Consider the following 18,476-nt stretch of genomic DNA (forward strand, 5'->3'; position numbering starts at 1 on the left):
TGATGCAAGGCGGGCCGGTCGGCTGGGCCTACTGGGCCGAGAGCAGCCACCACCAGGCGGGCTGCCCGCCGGGCTCGACCTCGACCTTCTCGGCGTCGGGCGCGAGGGCCAGCACGCCGTCGTCGTCGAGGGGCGCGTCGGCGCCGGCGATGCAGGTCACCAGCTCGGCGCCGTCGTCGAGGCGGGCCAGGACGTCGGCGAGGGTCTTCTGCGGGTCGCCCCAGGCCACGAGCTCGTCGTCGACGTAGCCGACGGCGTCCCCGGTGCGGAAGCGCCCGTCGGCGTCGTCGCGGGCGGCGGGGGCGACGCCGCCGGTGCGCACGTGCGCGAGCTCGCGCTCCATGGCGGCGGCGTTCTCGGCGGCGTCGCGGTCGGGGTGGAGCGCGATGGCGGCGGCGAGGCCGGCCTGCATGGAGCGCGTCGGCACCACGGCGACCGCCTTCTCGCTCAGCTCCGCGGCGCGCTCGGCGGCCATCCGGACGTTCGGGCTGTTCGTGAGGACGACGACCTGCTCGGCGGGCACCTGGTGGATGCCGGCCAGCAGCTCCATCGTCGAGGGGTTCATCGTCGGGCCGCCGTCCAGGACGTGGACGCCGAGGTCCTCGAAGAGGCGCTGGAGGCCCTCGCCGGTGGCGACGGCCAGGGCGCCGCAGCAGGCGGTCGGCGCCGCGGCGCCGTTCGTCGTCGCCGCGGCCAGGCGCTCCTCGCGCTCCACGACCTGGGCGTGCATGTCCGCCACGTCGAGGTGCGAGACCTCCCCCACGCCGGCGAAGAGGCCCGTGGCGCGCTCGGGCTCGTCGGTGTGGACGTGGACCTTGAGCGTGCGGTCGTCGCCGACCACCAGGACGCTGTCGCCCAGTGCCTCGAGCTTCGCGATCCAGCCCGTCGGGTCGAGCTCGCGGCCGCTGACCGCGAAGTTCGTGCAGAAGCGGAACGTCGAGGACTCGTGCTGGGGGTGGGTGACCTTCGCGGGGGCGACGTGGCGCTCGACCTCGGGCGCCTGCGTGCCGCGCAGGGCGGCCACGACGCCGGCGAAGAGGATCGTCACCGCGTAGCCGCCGGCGTCGACGACGCCCGCCTCGCGCAGGGCGGGCAGGAGCTCCGGGCCCCGGCGCACGGAGGCCTCGCCGGCCGCGATCGCCTTCTCGAGGACCGTCGCGATGAGCTCGTTCTGGCGCGGGTCGTCCTCGCTGCCCAGGCGGGTCGCGCCGGGCGGGAGGTGGGCGAGCTCGTGGGAGACGGCGAGCGCCATCTCGCGCATGACGGTGAGGATCGTGCCCTCGGCCGGCTCGCGGACGGACTTGTAGGCGCGGTCGGCGGCCTTGGCCATGGCGGCGCCGATGAGGACCGGGTCGACGAGCTCGCCGGGACGGGAGATGAGCTCCTCGGCGGCGCCGCGGATGAGCTGCGACAGGATGACGCCGCTGTTGCCGCGGGCGCCGAGGAGCGCGGCGCGGGCCACGGAGTCGACGATCTCGTCGCGGCCGATGTCGTCCAGCGCGCGACCGGAGTCGGCCAGGCGGTCGAGCTCCTCCAGCACGGCGCTCAGCGTCAGCGCCATGTTGTCGCCCGTGTCGCCGTCGGCGACCGGGAAGACGTTCAGGTCGTTGATCTCGGTCCGGCGGGACTCGAGGTGCACGAGCGCACCGTCGACGACGGCGCGGAACCGGACGAGACTGGGGTCGGCGGACACCGCGCGGGCGGTGTCCTGCCTAGACGGCCTTGGTGACCTTGCCGGCCTTGAGGCAGCGCGTGCAGACGTACACGCGACGCGGCGCGGCGCCGACGAGGACGCGGACCTTCTGGAGGTTCGGGTCGAACCGCCGCTTGGTCGCGACCATCGAGTGGCTGCGGGAGTTCCCGAAGGCGGGACCCTTCCCGCAGCTGTGGCAGACCTTGGCCATGGGCGGGGCAGTGTAGCGAGCGGGCGCCGTTGGTCGCATCGTGGCCCCAGCGTCCGTCGAGGACGTTCCCCCTTCGGGGGGCCCTGGGTAGAGGCCACAGGATGCCGCCGGCCGCGCCGTCCGTCTCGCTCCCCGATCGCTACCGGGTCGTCCGGCACATCGCCAACGGGGGGATGGCGACCGTCTGGGCGGCCGAGGACGAGCTGCTGGGCCGCCTCGTGGCGGTCAAGGTCCTCGGCCCCGGCTACGCCGCCGACCCCGACGCCCGGCGGCGCTTCACCCGCGAGGCCCGGGCCGCCGCGCGGGTCTCCGACCACCCGCACGTCGTGACGATCTACGACATCGGCGAGCACGAGGGCGAGGCGTTCATCGTCATGGAGCACCTCGCCGGGGGGACGGTGGGCCAGCGCCTGCGCGCGCCCCAGCCCGTGCCGGTGCCGATGGCGCTGCAGTGGCTCGAGGAGGCCGCGAGCGCCCTGGACGCCGCGCACGCGGCCGAGATCGTCCACCGCGACGTCAAGCCCGGCAACCTCCTGCTCGACGAGCGCGGCCGCCTGGCGGTCGGCGACTTCGGGATCGCGTCGATCCAGGGCGAGAGCGCGCTGACGATGGCCGGCCAGGTCGTCGGCACCGCGGCGTACCTGTCCCCGGAGCAGGGGCGCGGCGAGCCTGCGACGCCCGCCTCGGACCGCTACGCGCTGGCCGTCGTCGCCTACGAGCTGCTCTGCGGCCGCCGGCCGTTCGAGGGCGACACGCCGGTCGCCCAGGTCCACCAGCACGTCCACGCCGAGCCGCCCGAGCCCGAGGGCGTCTGCGCGTCCGCCGCCGACGCGCTGCGCCACGGCCTGGCCAAGGACCCCCGCGACCGCCCGCACAGCGCCGCCGCGTTCGTGGCCGAGCTGCGCCGGTCGATCGGCGACGCGGCCGAGGCCCCGACCGCGGTCACCGCCATCTCGCCCCTGCCCGTCGAGGTCCGCGAGCCGCGCACGCCCACCCCGCGCCCGCCGCGGCGCCCGCCGGCGCCCGTCCCGGCGCCCGCCGGCCATGCGACGGGGTCTGACCCCGTCGCACCGCGGCATGCGACGGGGTCTGACCCCGAGCGGGCCGGTGGTGGGCGGCGGCTGCCGGTCCTGCTGGCCACGGCGCTGGCGCTGGGCGCCGTCGTGGCGATCGTCGCCGCGGCGCTCGGCGGAGGCGGCGGGGACGACGGCGCGACGCGGGCCGGCGACGGCGACCGGACCGCCGCGCGGACGTCGTCCTCCGAGCGCCCGCGGACCTCCTCGCGCGCCACCCAGACCCAGTCCTCCCCCGCTCCTGCCGCGGAGCCGAAGGCCGAGACCCAGGCGCAGGAGCCCGACCGCACGGCGTCGGACGGCCGCTCGCCGGCCGAGCTCAACGACGCGGGCTTCGCGCTCCTGCCCGGCGACCCGAACGCCGCCATCCCGCTGCTGCAGCGCTCCGTCACCGGCTTCCGCGAGGACGGGCGGACCTCCGAGCAGCCCTACGCCTTCGCGCTCTACAACCTGGGCTGGGCCCTGCGCCTGGCGGGGCGCCCCGACGAGGCGATCCCGTACCTCGAGGAGCGCCTCAACTACCCGGACAACACCGGCGACGCCAAGCGCGAGCTCGACCGGGCGCGCGCCGAGGCCGGCGGCGGGACGGGCGACGGCGGGGACGAGGGCGGTGCGACCGCGAACGGCACCCGGGCCGGCAAGCCCGGCAAGGGCCGCGGCCTCGCCAAGGGCTTCCGGGTCCAGGTCAAGGAGGGCTGAGGCCCCGCCCGCGGCGGCGACCCTGTCGTCCGGTCGCTGGTGGAGCCCCGACTGCAGGCTCGCCCCCGGAGCGAGCGTGCCTAGACCGTCTCGCGCTCGGCCGGCTCGCGCTCGGGCGCCGGCGCCGGCACGTGGGCCGGCCGGCGGACCGGGCGGGCCTTGCGGTCGGCGAGGCGGCCGGGCTCCCGGAAGCGCTCGGCCGACTGGTCGGCGTCGTCCAGCGGGATCGGCAGCCCGCCGGGCGACAGCGGGCCCTGCGGGTCGCGCGCCTTGCGCTTGGCGCCGCCGCCCCCGTCGCCGTCGGGGTTGAGGAAGCCGCGCCAGTCGACCCGCTCGCCGTCGAGCAGGTTCCAGACGAGGATGCCCGCCCCGAGGACGTGCACGACGAACGTCAGCACGAGGGCGATCACCTCGAGGGTCACGCGGTCCATGAGCGCGAGCCTAGCCGTCGCTGCGGGATCGTCGAGGTACCGCCGTGCGCGACCGGACGCGCCGGCGTCAGACCGTGGCGCCGAGGCGCTGCTTGATGGCCAGGAGGGCCAGGACGGCCTCGGCCGCGTGGCGCCCGGAGTCGCGCTTGCCCTCGCCCGAGCGGGCCAGCGCCTGCTCGTAGGTGTCGACCGTCAGCACGCCGAACGCGCACGGCACGCCCGTGGCGAGCTGCACGTCCTTGATGCCCTGGGCACAGGCGCCGCAGACCCAGTCGTAGTGGTCGGTCTCCCCGCGGATGACCGCCCCGAGGCAGACCACCGCGTCGGCCCGGCCGCTGTCGGCCACGAGCTTGGCGGCCATCGGCAGCTCGTAGGCGCCGGGGACGTCCACGACCTCCACGACCTCCGCGCCGCCCTCCTCGAGCGCGACGCGCGCGCCCGCGACGAGCCGCTCGGCGAGCTCGTCGTAGAAGCGGGCGACGGCGAGCGCGACCCTCACTCGTCGATCCCCGCGTCGCGGCGGGCCTCCTCGGCGAGCATCTCGCCGTCGAGGTTCAGGCCCTGGTGGTGGTAGGTGTGGCCCATCCGCTCGGCCTTCGTGCGCAGGTAGGCCTCGTTGTGCGGGTTGGGGATCGGGTCGATCGGCACCTGCGCCGAGACGCTCAGCCCGTAGCCCTGCAGGCCGTGGATCTTCTTGGGGTTGTTCGTGAGGATCCGGATCGACGTCAGCCCGAGGTCCACGAGGATCTGGGCGCCGATGCCGTAGTCGCGCAGGTCGGCCGGCAGGCCGAGCTTGAGGTTGGCGTCGACGGTGTCGTAGCCCTCCTCCTGCAGCTTGTAGGCCTTGAGCTTGTTGAGCAGGCCGATGCCGCGGCCCTCCTGGGCGAGGTAGAGCAGCACGCCCTCGCCCTCGGTCTCGATCATCGCCAGCGCGTTCTCGAGCTGCTGGCCGCAGTCGCAGCGCAGCGAGTGGAAGACGTCGCCCGTCAGGCACTCGGAGTGCACGCGCACGAGCACGTCCTCCTTGCCGGCGACGTCGCCCTTGACCAGCGCGACGTGGTGCTTGTCGTCGACCAGCGACCGGTAGCCGACCGCGGTGAACTCGCCGAACGCCGTGGGCATGCGCGCCTCGGCGACCCGCTCCACCAGCCGGTCGTGCTGCCGGCGGTAGGCGATGAGGTCGGCGATGGTGATCATCTTCAGGCCGTGCTTGGCGCAGTAGGCCTGGAGGTCGTCGACCCGGGCCATCGACCCGTCCTCGTTCTGGATCTCGCAGATCACGCCGGCGGGGATGCAGCCCGCCAGGCGCGCGAGGTCGACCGACGCCTCGGTGTGGCCCGTGCGCTCGAGCACGCCGCCGGCCTTGGCCTTGAGCGGGTGCACGTGGCCGGGGACCACGATGTCGTCCGGGCCCTTGGCCGGGTCGACGGCGGTGAGCATCGTCGTGGCCTGGTCGGCGGTCGAGATGCCCGTGGTGACGCCCTCGCGGGCCTCGATCGTGACGGTGAACGGCGTCTCGTGGGCCGACTCGTTCTTCAGCGTCATGAGCTCGAGGCCGAGCTCCTCGCAGCGCTCCGGGGTCAGGGCGAGGCAGATCCAGCCGCCCGCCTGGCGCGTCATGAAGTTGATCGCGTCGGGCGTGACGAACTCGGCCGCCATGACGAGGTCGCCCTCGTTCTCGCGGTCCTCGTCGTCGACGACGACGACCATCCTGCCCGCGGCGATGTCCTCCAGCGCCTCCTCGACGGTGGCGAAGGTCCGGGTCGGTGCGCTCATCGGACGTGCGCTCCGACGAGCTTCTCGACGTACTTGGCCACGATGTCGACCTCCAGGTTCACGATGCGATCGGGCGCTGCCGCGCCCAGGGTGGTGCGCTCGAGCGTCTCGGGGATCAGCGAGACGTCGAAGCCGTCGTCGTCGACGCGGGCGACGGTGAGCGAGACGCCGTCGACGCAGACCGAGCCCTTCTCGACGACGTAGCGCAGCAGCTCGGGCGCCGCCGCGACCGTCACGACGCGGGCGAAGCCGTCCTCGCGGACCGCCGCGACGGTCCCCGTGCCGTCGACGTGGCCCTGGACGAGGTGGCCGCCGAGGCGCGCGCCGGCCTTCATGGCCAGCTCGAGGTTCACCGTCCCGCCCACCTCCACCGCGCCCAGCGACGTGCGCCGCAGCGTCTCGTGCATGGCGTCGGCGGTGAAGACGTCGCCGTCGATCGTCGTCGCCGTCAGGCAGCAGCCATTGACGGCGATCGAGTCGCCCAGCCCGAGCTCCGCGGTCAGGCGGGTGCGGACGGTGAGGCGGGCGCCGTCGTCCGTGGCGTCGCGGGCGACGACCGTGCCCAGGTCTTCGACGAGGCCGGTGAACACCTGCTCACCACTCCCGCAGCCGGGCGCGGATGAGGACGTCCTCGTCCGAGCGCTCGCACTCGAGGGTCAGGGCCCGCAGCGCGTCGCCGATGCGCTCGACGCCCTCGCCCTCGAGCGGGTCGCGCGCGGCGGCCCCGCCGAGCAGCAGCGGCGCGAGGAAGAGGCGGACCTCGTCGATCTCGCCGGCGTCGAGGAAGGCGCCCGCCAGGTGCGGGCCGCCCTCGAGCAGCAGCGACGTGACGCCGGCCTCGCCGAGCTGGTCGAGCGCCGAGCGCACGCGCGCAGGCTCGTTCTCGCCGGCGGCGACGATGAGGTCGGCCCCGGCGGACTCCAGCGCGTCCGTCGCGCTGCGCGGCGCGGCACGCGAGACGACGACGGTGAGCGGGAGCTCCGGGGCCTCGGAGACGAGCTTGGAGTCCAGCGGCAGGCGGCCCGTGGCGTCGAACACGACGCGCCGCGGCTGGCGGTGGACGTCCGGGATGCGCGCGGTGAGCTGCGGGTCGTCGGCCAGCGCCGTGCCGATGCCCACCACGACCGCGTCGACGGTGGAGCGCCAGCGGTGCGAGACGGCGCGCGAGCCCTCGCCGGAGATCCACTTCGAGTCGCCCGTGCGGGTCGCGACCTTGCCGTCGAGCGTCATCGCCGACTTGAAGAGCACCCACGGGCGCCCGGTGCGCGCGTGCTTGCGGAAGGCCTGGTTCTGCAGCCGCGCCTTGGCGGCGAGCTCCCCGCCCGCCACGTCGACGGTGATGCCCTCGTCGCGCAGGATCCCGAGGCCGCGGCCCGAGGCCTTCTCCGTCGGGTCGTCCGCCGCGACGACGACGCGCTTGATGCCGGCCTCGACGATCGCGTCGGTGCACGGCGGCGTCTTGCCGTGGTGGCAGCAGGGCTCGAGCGAGACGTAGATCGTCGCGCCAGCCAGGTCGCGGTCGCCGCACGCGCCGATGGCGGCGCGCTCGGCGTGCGGGCCGCCGAAGCGCTCGTGCCAGCCCTCCCCCACGACCTCGCCGTCCTGGACCACGACGGCCCCGACGACGGGGTTCGGCGTGACGCGGCCGAGCCCACGCTCGGCGAGCTCGATGGCGCGCGCGAGGTGGAGGTGGTCGGTCTCGGTCCGGAGCACGGGCGAGGACCGGATTCTAGGGACGGGCAGCCTGAGGGCCCGCGCGGCTGCGGCTGCGGGCCGCATCGTCATCCCCGTGCAGGAAGAGGGGCAGGCACACTGCGCCAGCACCGGCCTGGCCCGGTGACGCTGCGAAGGGCGCGAGGCGCGACTGCGCCTGAGGGCCGGATCGTCGTCCCCGTGCAGGAAGAGGGGCAGGCACAGTGCGCCAGCACGGGCCTGGCCCGGTGACGCTGCGAAGGGCGCGAGGCGCGACTGCGCCTGAGGGCCGGATCGTCGTCCCTGGCGAGGAAGAGGGGCAGGCACAGTGCGCCAGCACGGGCCTGGCCCGATGACGCTGCCAGGGGCGGCGAGGCGCCCCTCAGGCGCAGTCGCGCAGGTGGTAGACCCACATGGTCGGCCCCGGCCGGTGGTAGTCGAGCGGGTAGAAGTCGAAGGACCAGTCGAAGTTGAACTCGACGGGGCCCTTGCCCTTCTTGTACGGCGAGGCCTTGTAGGCGACGTCGGCGCGGCGCTCGAGCTCGCGGTAGTAGGCCAGCGCCCGCGGGACGACCTCGGGCTCGACCTCCGCGCGCCCGCGCTGGGTGGAGCCGACGACGACCCAGCAGTAGCCCTGCTCGACGTACTCGTCCACGAGCTCCGGGAACAGCGTGCGCTCGTAGTCCTCGATGTTCACGATGCGCCCGGGCGGCGGCAGCTCGGTGCCGTCGTTGGCGAGCAGCGAGCGGCTCGTGGGGTACTTGACCCAGCGGTTGCCGTTGGCCGTCAGCGGCGACGGGTCGCCGACGTCCTGCGCCCAGCCGTCGGGCACCACCGGCTCGACCACGACCTTGGTCTTGACCGGGACGTTGGCGACGAACCACTCCCGGGTCATGTTGCGCGTGTCCTCGCGGGAGAGGACCTGCGCGATGTGCACCGAGGCGACGGCCGCCTGGCCACAGAGCAGGACCGCCGCGATGGCGTAGAACGTCGGGCGGAACATCGGCGCGCGGCGTGCCGCCCAGCGCACCGCCTCGACCGCGAAGTACGCGCCGAGCAGGCAGACGATCGGGAAGACCGGCATGAGCCAGCGCCCGAAGAAGCGCTCCTGCGAGCCCATGAACAGCACGAAGAGCAGCGGCGCCGGGGCCAGGACGTAGACCAGGCGGCGCTCGTCGCGGAACAGGGCCACGACGCCGGCGACCGCCGCGATCAGCGGCACGTAGCCCAGGCCCCACGTGAAGGTCCACAGGTAGTAGCGGACGCCGTTCTCCTCGGTCAGGCCGAGCTTGCCCAGCGCGTCGTCGGCCACCGTCGTCTGGTGGTTGAGGCCGTCCATGAACGCGTCCCAGTCCAGGACGGCGTACGGGTTGGCCACGACGAAGGCCAGGACGGAGCACGCGCCCGCGACGACCAGGCCGCGCAGCGCCGGGCGGTGGCCCTCCGGCGCGAGGAACTGCGCGAGCGTCGCGCCCAGCAGCGGCAGCAGGACGATGCCGCCCGTGTACTTCGTCGCGCAGGCCAGGCCGATGCCGAGGCCGGCCACGGCGTAGTCGCCGAGGCGCCCCATCCGCAGCACCCCGGCGACGCCCCACAGCGCCAGGGAGATCGGCGCGAGCGTCGGGACGTCGTTGAGCGCGAGGTGCGAGTAGAAGGTCGGCAGGAACGCGACGCCCAGCAGCGCCGCCCCGAGCAGGCCGACCCGGCGGTCGAAGAGCCGTGCGCCGGCGAGGTACAGCAGCCACACCGCGAGCGTCCCGCACGCTGCCGCCGCCACGCGCGCGACGACGAAGACCTCGGTGGGGTCCGAGGCGTACTGGGCCGAGACGCCCTCACGGCCGCCGAACCACACGTCGAAGACGATGTGCAGCAGGTACGTGTAGGCGGGCGGGTTGACGAAGTAGTCCGGGTTCCACCCGTGCCCGAAGAGCCCGATCGCCTTCGGGACGAAGTGCGCGTTCTCGTCGGCGTTGAACGCGTAGGGCATGCCGTGGTCGGCGCCCCAGACGCGCAGGACGAACGTCCCGACGAGCAGGACCCCGACCGCGAGGCCCCAGCGCCAGCTCCAGCCGGCGGCGGCCCGGCGCACGGCCGCGGCGGCGCGGTTGGGCGCCGGCGGCTGCGCGCGCGCCGGTGCGGCCTCGTCGCGCAGCGAACGGACGTCAACCGCCACCCGCGGTCCCTCCCCCACAGGCGACGTAGGCCCCGTAGTGGCGGGAAGCGCCCACGAACCGGAATCCTGCCATGGGGATGTTGTCGAAGACGTCGTCCGACCGCTCGACGAGCGCCTGGCGCAGCAGGGCGCTGCGCTCGGTGACGTAGAGGGCCACGCCGCGACGCTCCGTGCGGTCCTGCTCGGGGTCGCTGCGGGCGATGACGCCGGACTCGGGCGCGTCGAGGACCCAGCGGACCTCGGGCACGAGCTTGTGGTTGGGCACGGAGACCGGCCCGCACGCCCGGCCGTCCTGCACCGCCGGGCGGTCCAGCAGCGCGACGAGCGAGCTGTGGGTGGCGCCGCGCAGGTCCAGCTCGCGGTCGAAGGAGCCGAACTGCACGTGGGTCGCGGTGAAGATCGCCCCGTAGGCCACGACGACGACCGACAGCCCCATCCACGCCCGCCGCACCAGGCCGGCTCGACCGTCGCTGCGCAGCATCGTCCACCCCGCCAGCGCGACCGCCGCGAAGAGCATCGTCATGAGCGCGGGGACCAGCAGGTAGCGGTCGATGACCGACAGCCCCGCGACGCCGACCATGACGAACGTCAGGGTCCCGATGAGCCACAGCGCCAGCGGCATCGCCAGCCGCCGTGGGGCGAACCACAGCGCCAGCCCGAAGCCCACGATCCCGCCGTAGACCACCGGGGCCTTGGCGAGGTTGAAGAAGAAGTCCTGCATCGCGCCGGGGACCTCGGAGAGGCCCTTCGTGCGCCCGAGCTCCTCGGCCAGGCCGGTGGTGTGGGTGAGCGAGAACACGGGGTCGCCCGTGGCGATGAAGTCCGTGAGCGCCCACGTCACCGGGCCGACGCCAGCGAGGACGGCGTAGCGCACGCGCTCGGGCCAGGTGGCCCGCAGCGACAGCCACAGGAAGTAGATGCCGCACAGCAGCCACGCCTCGGGGCGCAGGAGCGCGGCGCAGATGAGCAGGACCCACACGATCCCGCCGCGGCGCGGGCGCTCGGCCTCGAGCGCGGCCGCCCACAGCAGGAAGGCGAGGTACGGGACGTCGATGTACGCGCGTGCCGCGAGGAACGGGAAGTCGAAGCGGGTGCACAGCAGCGCCGCGGCGGCGAGGCCGACGAGCGGCGTGAAGACCGTGCGGCCCAGCCGGTACACGCCGGCGCACAGCACGACGAACGACGCCAGGGTGCACCAGACCATGACCCGGTCGGCGTCCTGGCCGATGAGCGAGAGCAGGGCGCCGAAGGCGACCGCGAGCGGGTGCTGCGTCGGCGCGCGGTACGCGTCGAAGCTCGGCAGGTGGCCGTCGAGCACCTCCCGGCCCCACAGCAGCGAGTAGTAGCTGTCGTAGTTCGGGAAGGTCGGGTAGACGATCGCGCCGACCAGCGTGGCGATCGCCAGGGCGGCCAGGCAGAGCGCCGGCCACGGCAGGCCGCGCACGAACGTCACCGCGCCGCCGCCGCGCCGGGGGGCGGCGGGCTGGGCGGACGCCGCGTCGTCGCGCACCGCCACGACCTTCGTCGCGGCGCCGGCCGCTGTCGCCGACTCAGCAGGACGCATACGCCGTGAAGCCCTCCGTGCGCGCGATGACCCGGGCGTCCGGGCCCGGGACGAGGATGAGCGGCGGCTCCTGCTTCCAGGAGTCGAAGGGCCCGTACGCCGTGTTGCGCAGCATCGCCTCGCCGTGGAGGTGGACGTGCACGCCCTTCGTGTGCCGCCCGAAGTCGCGCAGCTGGTTGCGCGCGAGGACGTCGCGCTCGGCGGCGTCGAGGATCCAGCGGGTGTCGGGCAGGAGCTTGTGGGTCGGCACGGTCACGGGCCCGCAGGCGCGGGCGCGCTGCACCGCGGGGTCCTGCAGGATGCCCTCCAGCTGCCGTCGGACGTCCGCTCGCTGCTCGAGCTCCCACGTCACGCGGTCCAGCGAGAGGTGCGTGACGGTCCATCCGCCGCCGCCGAGGACGGCGACCGCGGCGGCCGCGGCCCAGGGCGCGCGCCAGCGGTGGCCCCGGGGCAGCCGGGTCCACCCGGCGACCGCGAAGGCGGCGAAGAGCAGCAGGCCGAGGGCCGAGATCGCGAGGTAGCGGTCGATGACCGCGAGGCCCGCGACGGCGATGGCGCCGAAGGTCAGGACGCCCGAGGCGGTGAGCACCAGCGGCACCGCGGCCCGCTCGCGCGCCATCCGCCACGCGAGGACGATGCCGATGACCGAGGCGGCGAGCACGGGCCACTTCGTGAGCTTCTCGAGGTAGTGGACGAGGAGCTCGGGGGCCTCGCTCGCGCGCTTCTGGCGACCGAGCTCGGCGGCGAGGTCGTTCGTGTGGTGCTGGCTGAACAGCGGGTCGCCGGTGACGATCCAGTCCGTGGCGACCCACAGCAGCGGCGCCACCGCCGTCAGGACGGCCAGCCGCACGCGCCCGGGCCAGTCCGCCGCGGGGTCCGTCGCCAGCCACAGCCAGTAGGCGCCCGCGAGCAGCCACGCCTCGGGACGCAGGAGCCCGGCGAACGCCAGGAGCACGAGGACCGGCACGGGCCGCTGGGCCGCGCGGCCCCCGGCGCCCGTGACCAGCACCGCCGCCCACACCACGAGCGCGAGGTAGGGCACGTCGATGTAGCCCCGCGCGGCGAGGAAGCCGTAGTCCAGGCGCGAGAGCAGCAGGAGCGCCGCCACGAACGCCACGGCGGGGCCGAAGGCGACGCGCGCGAGCCGGTGCACCCCCGCGACGAGGACGACGAACGCCACGACGGTCAGCGCGAGCCAGACGCGCGGCGCGAGCTCGGTCCCCAGCGGCGCCAGGACCGTCCCCACCGCGACGGCGAGCGGGTGCTCGGTCGGCGCGCGGAACGCGTCGAAGCTCGGCAGCGCCCCGTCGACGACCTCCCGGCCCCAGACCAGTGAGTAGGCCGAGTCGTAGTTCGGCCAGGTCGGGTACAGCGCGAAGCCCACCGCGGCGCCGACGGCGAGGAGGACGAGCCCCGCGCGCTCCCAGGCGGCGAGGGGCACGGCTCGCGCGCGGGCCCACGGCGCTGCGCCCGGCCGCGGCCGGGTGATGGTCGCGCTCTCCATGCAGTGGCTGGCTCGGACGGTCTCGGGGAGGGAGCGGGGACGGCTCCATGGCGCCCTCTCCGGACCCGTGCGATGATGCCCGGACGAGTGTACGGCAAGGGCTGGCCGCATCCGGCCCCCACGCGACGCCGTCCACCCAGGCCCCGCGGGCCCCAGCAGGTCCGCGCCGCCGACCCGCCGACGCCATGAAGCTCATCATCCAGATCCCCTGCCTCAACGAGGAGGAGCACCTCCCCGGCACGCTGGCCGACCTCCCCCGCGAGGTCGCCGGCTTCGACGTCGTCGAGTGGCTGGTGATCGACGACGGGTCGACGGACCGGACGATCGACGTCGCCCGGGCCAACGGCGTGGACCACATCGTCAAGCTGACGAACAACAAGGGCCTGGCCGCCGGGTTCCAGGCGGGCCTCGACGCCTGCCTCAAGCTCGGCGCCGACGTCATCGTCAACACCGACGCCGACAACCAGTACGACGGCGCCGACATCCCGAAGCTCGTCGGGCCGATCCTCGAGGGCCGCGCGGACATGGTCGTCGGCGACCGCGAGACCGACAGCATCGAGCACTTCTCGCCGCTGAAGAAGCGCCTCCAGAAGCTCGGCTCCTGGGTCGTGCGCCAGGCCTCCAGCACGGAGATCCCGGACACGACCTCCGGCTTCCGCGCCTACAACCGCGAGGCCGCCATCCAGATGGCGGTCGTCTCGAAGTACACGTACACGCTCGAGACGCTGATCCAGGCGGGCAAGCTCCTCGTCGCCACGGACCACGTCCAGATCCGGACCAACCCGAAGACGCGCGAGTCGCGCCTGTTCCCGTCGATGTGGGCCTACGTGCGGCGCAACGCCGTCGCGATCACCCGCATCTACGCGCAGTACGAGCCGCTCAAGGTCTTCATGACGCTCGCGGCGGTGCTCTTCCTCGCCGCCTGCGTGCCGTTCACGCGCTTCACCGTCGCCTACATCGGCGGCGACGGCGCCGGCCACGTCCAGTCGCTGATCTTCGGCGCCGTGCTGTTCAACGCCTCGGTCGTGCTCGCCGCGCTCGGCGTCATCGGCGACCTGCTCTACGGGCAGCGGATCATGACCCAGCGCATCTTCGAGCGCGTGCGGCGCATCGAGCTCCAGCTCGACGTCCCGCCGTCGCACTACGAGCCCGGCGCCAAGCCCACCGGCCAGGCGCCGACGACCGGCGCGCACGCCGGTCCCCACACCGAGGAGCGGGAGGCGATCCAGCTGTGAGCTCGCAGGTCACCGTCGACGCCGAGGGCACCGTCACCGGCAACACCTACGACAAGTACGGCTCGACCAACCCGGTCGTCCGCCGGCTCATGGCGGGCTTCGAGCGCACGCTCGAGGAGCTGTTCCGCAAGGCCGCGCCGTCGACGCTGCTCGACGTGGGCTGCGGCGAGGGCGTGCTCACCCACCAGTGGGCCCAGAAGCCGGGCATCCGCCGCATCGTCGGCATCGACCTCGAGGACGCGACGCTCCAGGCCGCGTGGCAGGAGCGCCAGGCGCCGAACCTCGAGTACCAGGTCATGAAGGCCGAGAACCTGCCGTTCGCCGACGGCGAGTTCGAGCTGGCCTCCGCCATCGAGGTGCTCGAGCACGTCCCGGACCCCGAGCACACCGTGGCCGAGATGGCGCGCGTGGCGTCCGACCACCTCCTGGTCTCGGTCCCGCGCGAGCCGCTGTGGCGCATGCTCAACATGGCCCGCGGCGCCTACCTCAAGGACCTGGGCAACACCCCGGGCCACCTGAACCACTGGTCCAAGCGCTCGTTCGTCGAGCTGCTGTCCCGGCACGGCCGCGTCGTCGAGGCGCGCTCGCCGTTCCCGTGGACGATGCTGCTCGTCGAGCTGCGCTAGTGGCGAGCGCGCCGGCGGGCGGCGGCGAGGACGCCGCCCAGCCCGACGCCTACGCGCGCGGCGCGCGCATCCTGTCGGTCGGCATCGCGACGACCGGCGTCTTCACCTTCGCGTACTTCGCGGTGGGCTCGCACGTCCTCTCCAAGGCCGACTACGACCCCGTCGCGCAGCTGTGGACCGTGCTGTTCCTGGTCATGTCGGTCATCTACCGGCCGGTCGAGCAGCTGCTGTCGCGCACGATCGCCGCACGCCGGGCCCAGGGTCTGGACGCCGGCTCGCTGCGCACGCCGATCACGATCCAGGCGGCGTTCGCGGCGCTGTTCCTCGTCGCGGCGCTCGCCCTGCGCGGCCCGATCGAGGACGACCTGCTCGACGGCTCCTCGGCGCTGTACTGGGTGCTCGTCGTCGCCGCCCTGGCCTACGCGGCCTCGTACTTCGCCCGCGGCTACGTCGCGGGCCACCAGTGGTTCGGGCTCTACGGCGGGCTCGTGCTCTTCGAGTCGCTCTCGCGCTTCGCGTTCCCGGTGGCGGTGGCGGTCGGCATCGCCTCCGGCCAGACGGCCGTCGCCCTGGGCATCGCGGCCGCGCCGCTGGCCTCGCTGGTGGTCATCCCGTGGGCGTTCGCGCGCCGGGGCGGTGGCGGCGCGGCGGCGGCGCGCGAGCGCGGCGACCTGCGCGAGGGCGCGGGCTTCGCGGGGTCGGTGGCCGTCATCCAGGCCGCCGAGCAGACGCTGGTCAACGCCGGCGTCCTGCTCGTGGGCTCCACCGTCGGCCTCGCCGGCGCGGTGTTCAACGCGTTCATGATCACCCGGGCGCCCCTCCAGCTCTTCCAGGTCGTGCAGACCTCGCTGCTGCCCCACCTCGCGGGGATGGACGCCACCGCCGACCGCGGCGCGTTCGACAAGGCCATCCGCCAGACCGTCCTGCTCGTCGTCGCGTTCGCGGGCTCCATCGCGGTCGGGCTGCTCGCCGTCGGGCCGTGGGCGATGGACCTGCTGTTCGGCGAGGGCTACGACTACGGCCGCGGCGGCCTGGCGCTCGTCGCCGTCGGCATGGGCCTGCACCTCACCGCCGGAACCCTCAACCAGGCGGCGCTGGCCCGCGGGCGCGCGGCGCAGGCCGCGGGCATCTGGGCGCTGGCGGCGGTCGTCTTCGTGGTGTGGATGCTCGTCGGCGTGATCGACGACGAGGTCCTGCGCGCGGAGGCCGGCTACCCCGTGGCAGCCGGCCTGCTGTGCGCGCTGCTGTGGCGGCTGGACCGCCGCGCCTACTCGTAGGCCAGGGCGTCGAGCACGTCGAGCCTGGCGGCGCGGCGGGCGGGCCACGCCGCGGCGGCCACACCGGCCAGGCCACCCACGACGAGGACGACGACCATCGTCGCGACCGGGATCGTGAGGGGCAGGTCGTCGACGGCGCGGCTGACGAGGAGCGCGAGCACGCCGCCGACCACGAGGCCGAGCACCGAGCCGATGAGCGCGGTGATCACCGCCTCGGCGCGGACCATCCGCTTGACCTGGCGGCGCGTCGTGCCCACCGCGCGCAGGAGCCCGAGCTCCCGCGTGCGCTCGGTGATCGACAGGTACAGCGTGTTCACGATCCCGAAGAGCGAGACGATGATCGCCAGGCTCAGCAGGGCGTAGACCATGTACAGCAGCTGGTCGATCTGGCCGGCCTGGTCGTCCTTGAACTCGTCGGTGGTCAGCGCCTCCGCGATCGGGAAGCGGTCCTCGAGCAGCCGGTCGACCTGCGGCTTGGGGTCGGCGCCCGGGGCGTAGTCGACGAGGACGAACGAGTCCTTCGTCGTCGCCCAGCCGCGCTCCACCGTCGCGTTGGGCACGACGACGTCGCCGAGCAGGGACGTGGCGTCGTCGTGGATGCCCTCGACGCGCAGGGTGACGCGCTGGTCGCTCTCGGTGCGCAGGGTCAGCGGGCTGCCGACCCGGAGGTCGTGGTCCTCGGCGTAGCCCTTGGAGACGATGGCCCCAGAGCTGCCGAGCCTCGTCAGCAGGGCGTCGTCGCCCTGGTCCCACTCGACGTTGAAGGCCTCCGAGAACGTCCGCGGGTCGATGCCCGTGACGTCGGTCTCCGTCCCGTCGAGCTCGGCGTTGACGAAGCGCACCGGCGAGACCTGGGCCACGCCGTCGACCTGCGCCACCGCCTCGGTGGCCTGGTGGGTGAAGGGCGAGAAGCCGTCGCCGTTCTGGATGACCGCCTGGGCCTTGGAGCCCGTGTCGATCGAGTCGGCGATGTAGGACTTGAACGAGCCCGCGAAGATCGACGCGAAGGTCACGAGGGCCACGCCGATCATGAGCGCCGCGGCGGTCACCGCGGTGCGCCCGGGCTGGCGGGTCGCGTTCTCGCGGGCCAGGCGGCCCGGCATGCCGAGCGCGAGCATCGGGCGCCCCACGACCTGCGACAGCGGCGGCACGAGGCGCGGGGAGAGCAGGGCGACGCCGATGAACGCGGCGGCGGCGCCGGCGCCCATGAGGCTGAGCGCGCCGGTCTCGTCCTCCACCGCGAACAGGCCGACCGCCAGCAGCGCGGTGCCCAGGACGGCCAGCACGGCCCCCGCGATCGGCGCGACGCGCGAGCGCCGGGCCTCGATCGTCACGCCCTCGCGCAGGGCCGCGACGGGCGGCACGCGGGTGGCGCGCAGCGCCGGGGCCAGGGTGGCCGCGAGCGTCACGAGCAGGCCGACGACGAGCGAGACGACGATCGTCCGGGTCTCGATGACGCTGCCGGTCGACGGCAGGTCGGCGCCGACGGCCTTGAACAGCGCCTGCAGCGCCTTGGCGGTCAGCACCCCGAGCGCCAGGCCGATGGCCGAGCCCAGGACCCCGAGGAGCAGGCCCTCGGCCAGGACGGAGCCCAGCACCTGGCGGCGCGAGGCGCCGAGCGTGCGCAGGAGCGCGAACTCCCGCGTGCGCTGGGCGACGGTGATCGAGAAGGTGTTGAAGATCAGGAACGCCCCGACGAACAGCGAGATCCCGGCGAAGGCCAGCAGGGCCGTGCGCAGGAACGAGAAGTCGTCGCGGATGTCCTCGGTCTGGGCGTTGGCCTCCGCCGCGCCGGTGCGGGCGACGGCGCGGTCCCCCACTCGGGCCTGGACGGCGCGGGCCAGGGCGTCGGCGTTCGTGCCGTCGGCGGCCTGCACGTCGATCTCGTTGAACGCGTCCCCGCGCCCGGCGATCGCCTGCGCCTGCGGCATGGTCACCGCCAGCAGCGAAGCGCCGCCGTAGTTGTCGACGCCGGCGAAGCGCACGATGCCGGTCAGGCGGATCGGCGTGCGCGGGCCGTCGCCCTGGGCCGAGATGCGGTCGCCGACCTCGAAGCCCTTGCGGTCGGCCGTGCCCTTGTCGATCACGCCCTCCCCCATGGCGCTCGGCAGGCGGCCCTCGACCGGGGTCAGGGTGTTGAACGCCTTGACCGTCGAGACGGAGGAGATGAACGACGGCGGGCCGGCGCTCGTGAGGCGCTTGCCCTCGCCGTCGAGGATCACGCCCTGGGTGAAGATGGCGCCCTCGACCTGGGCGACGCCCGGGACGGCGCGGATCTGGCGGACGAGGGCCGCGGGCAGCGGCGGGCCCTCGTCCGTGTCGCTCTCGACGCCCTCGGGCGGCGTGACGGCGACGTCGATGCCGGCGTACGAGTTGGAGAAGATCTTGTCGAAGGACCGGTCGATCGTGTCGGTGAACACGTAGGTCCCGGCGATGAGGGTCACGCCGAGCGCGACCGCGGCGGCGGTCAGCGCCAGGCGCACGCGGCGGGCCAGCAGCCCGCGGAGGGCGACCTTGAGCAT

The 18,476-nt window shown here is 74.2% G+C and carries 15 protein-coding genes; 4 read left to right on the forward strand and 11 right to left on the reverse strand.

The window, feature by feature from the left end:
* Nucleotides 1–28 precede the first annotated feature (28 nt).
* The gene (locus JUB12_RS05600; RefSeq protein WP_205698641.1) at nt 29–1,693 is read right to left on the reverse strand and encodes a DAK2 domain-containing protein; all 1,665 of its coding nucleotides are present in this window, start codon (nt 1,691–1,693) and stop codon (nt 29–31) included.
* A 19-nt stretch (nt 1,694–1,712) separates the two neighbouring features.
* A complete protein-coding gene (gene rpmB / locus JUB12_RS05605; protein ID WP_205698642.1) occupies nt 1,713–1,904 on the reverse strand; it encodes a 50S ribosomal protein L28 in 192 nt (63 codons plus the stop codon).
* Between the two features lie 101 nt (nt 1,905–2,005).
* Here rpmB and JUB12_RS05610 point away from each other — a divergent pair, with 101 nt between their 5' ends.
* On the forward strand, nt 2,006–3,676 hold the full coding sequence (locus JUB12_RS05610; protein WP_205698643.1) for a serine/threonine-protein kinase: 1,671 nt from the start codon (nt 2,006–2,008) through the stop codon (nt 3,674–3,676).
* An 80-nt stretch (nt 3,677–3,756) separates the two neighbouring features.
* Here the strand turns inward: JUB12_RS05610 and JUB12_RS05615 are convergent, their stop codons facing one another.
* From JUB12_RS05615 to JUB12_RS05650, 8 genes are all read right to left on the reverse strand, one after another.
* A complete protein-coding gene (locus tag JUB12_RS05615) occupies nt 3,757–4,107 on the reverse strand; it encodes a hypothetical protein (RefSeq protein ID WP_205698644.1) in 351 nt (116 codons plus the stop codon).
* Nucleotides 4,108–4,174: 67 nt separating this feature from the next.
* Entirely contained in the window at nt 4,175–4,606 is a 432-nt protein-coding gene (gene ribH / locus JUB12_RS05620; RefSeq protein WP_205698645.1) for a 6,7-dimethyl-8-ribityllumazine synthase, read from the reverse strand.
* Entirely contained in the window at nt 4,603–5,883 is a 1,281-nt protein-coding gene (locus tag JUB12_RS05625; RefSeq protein WP_205698646.1) for a bifunctional 3,4-dihydroxy-2-butanone-4-phosphate synthase/GTP cyclohydrolase II, read from the reverse strand. The genes ribH and JUB12_RS05625 overlap by 4 nt, the downstream gene beginning before the upstream one ends.
* Entirely contained in the window at nt 5,880–6,473 is a 594-nt protein-coding gene (locus tag JUB12_RS05630) for a riboflavin synthase (RefSeq protein ID WP_205698647.1), read from the reverse strand. The genes JUB12_RS05625 and JUB12_RS05630 overlap by 4 nt, the downstream gene beginning before the upstream one ends.
* Nucleotides 6,474–6,477: 4 nt before the next feature.
* Complete coding sequence (gene ribD, locus JUB12_RS05635; RefSeq protein WP_241004428.1) at nt 6,478–7,596, reverse strand: bifunctional diaminohydroxyphosphoribosylaminopyrimidine deaminase/5-amino-6-(5-phosphoribosylamino)uracil reductase RibD; 1,119 nt, start codon at nt 7,594–7,596, stop codon at nt 6,478–6,480.
* Nucleotides 7,597–7,957: 361 nt separating this feature from the next.
* Nucleotides 7,958–9,748, reverse strand: coding sequence for a glycosyltransferase family 39 protein (locus JUB12_RS05640; RefSeq protein ID WP_205698648.1), 1,791 nt, complete (start codon nt 9,746–9,748; stop codon nt 7,958–7,960).
* Nucleotides 9,738–11,312, reverse strand: a complete 1,575-nt coding sequence (locus JUB12_RS05645) for a hypothetical protein (RefSeq protein WP_205698649.1) — start codon at nt 11,310–11,312, stop codon at nt 9,738–9,740. The genes JUB12_RS05640 and JUB12_RS05645 overlap by 11 nt, the downstream gene beginning before the upstream one ends.
* On the reverse strand, nt 11,299–12,753 hold the full coding sequence (locus JUB12_RS05650) for a hypothetical protein (protein WP_205698650.1): 1,455 nt from the start codon (nt 12,751–12,753) through the stop codon (nt 11,299–11,301). The genes JUB12_RS05645 and JUB12_RS05650 overlap by 14 nt, the downstream gene beginning before the upstream one ends.
* A 248-nt stretch (nt 12,754–13,001) precedes the next feature.
* Between JUB12_RS05650 and JUB12_RS05655 the strand changes: the two genes are divergently transcribed.
* Genes JUB12_RS05655 through JUB12_RS05665 form a run of 3 tightly spaced genes read left to right on the forward strand, consistent with a single transcriptional unit; the run spans nt 13,002 to nt 15,954 of the window.
* Nucleotides 13,002–14,051 (forward strand): glycosyltransferase family 2 protein, encoded by a 1,050-nt coding sequence (locus JUB12_RS05655; RefSeq protein ID WP_205698651.1) that lies wholly within the window; start codon nt 13,002–13,004, stop codon nt 14,049–14,051.
* The gene (locus JUB12_RS05660) at nt 14,048–14,677 is read left to right on the forward strand and encodes a bifunctional 2-polyprenyl-6-hydroxyphenol methylase/3-demethylubiquinol 3-O-methyltransferase UbiG (protein ID WP_241004429.1); all 630 of its coding nucleotides are present in this window, start codon (nt 14,048–14,050) and stop codon (nt 14,675–14,677) included. The genes JUB12_RS05655 and JUB12_RS05660 overlap by 4 nt, the downstream gene beginning before the upstream one ends.
* Nucleotides 14,677–15,954: a lipopolysaccharide biosynthesis protein gene (locus JUB12_RS05665; protein ID WP_205698652.1), complete on the forward strand. Its 1,278-nt coding sequence runs from the start codon at nt 14,677–14,679 to the stop codon at nt 15,952–15,954. Before JUB12_RS05660 ends, JUB12_RS05665 begins: the two co-directional genes overlap by 1 nt.
* Here JUB12_RS05665 and JUB12_RS05670 read toward each other — a convergent pair.
* Nucleotides 15,945–18,476, reverse strand: coding sequence for an ABC transporter permease (locus tag JUB12_RS05670; protein WP_205698653.1), 2,532 nt, complete (start codon nt 18,474–18,476; stop codon nt 15,945–15,947). The genes JUB12_RS05665 and JUB12_RS05670 overlap by 10 nt on opposite strands.

It is taken from the genome of Conexibacter sp. SYSU D00693, assembly GCF_017084525.1.
Taxonomy (GTDB): Bacteria; Actinomycetota; Thermoleophilia; order Solirubrobacterales; family Solirubrobacteraceae; genus Baekduia.

Excerpts from the sequence above, each read along its gene's own strand:
- rpmB (WP_205698642.1), bottom strand. The coding sequence starts at position 1,904 with ATGGCCAAGGTCTGCCACAGCTGCGGGAAGGGTCCCGCCTTCGGGAAC.
- JUB12_RS05610 (WP_205698643.1), top strand. The coding sequence starts at position 2,006 with ATGCCGCCGGCCGCGCCGTCCGTCTCGCTCCCCGATCGCTACCGGGTC.
- JUB12_RS05615 (WP_205698644.1), bottom strand. The coding sequence starts at position 4,107 with ATGGACCGCGTGACCCTCGAGGTGATCGCCCTCGTGCTGACGTTCGTC.
- JUB12_RS05625 (WP_205698646.1), bottom strand. The coding sequence starts at position 5,883 with ATGAGCGCACCGACCCGGACCTTCGCCACCGTCGAGGAGGCGCTGGAG.
- JUB12_RS05645 (WP_205698649.1), bottom strand. The coding sequence starts at position 11,312 with ATGCGTCCTGCTGAGTCGGCGACAGCGGCCGGCGCCGCGACGAAGGTC.
- JUB12_RS05655 (WP_205698651.1), top strand. The coding sequence starts at position 13,002 with ATGAAGCTCATCATCCAGATCCCCTGCCTCAACGAGGAGGAGCACCTC.
- JUB12_RS05670 (WP_205698653.1), bottom strand. The coding sequence starts at position 18,476 with ATGCTCAAGGTCGCCCTCCGCGGGCTGCTGGCCCGCCGCGTGCGCCTG.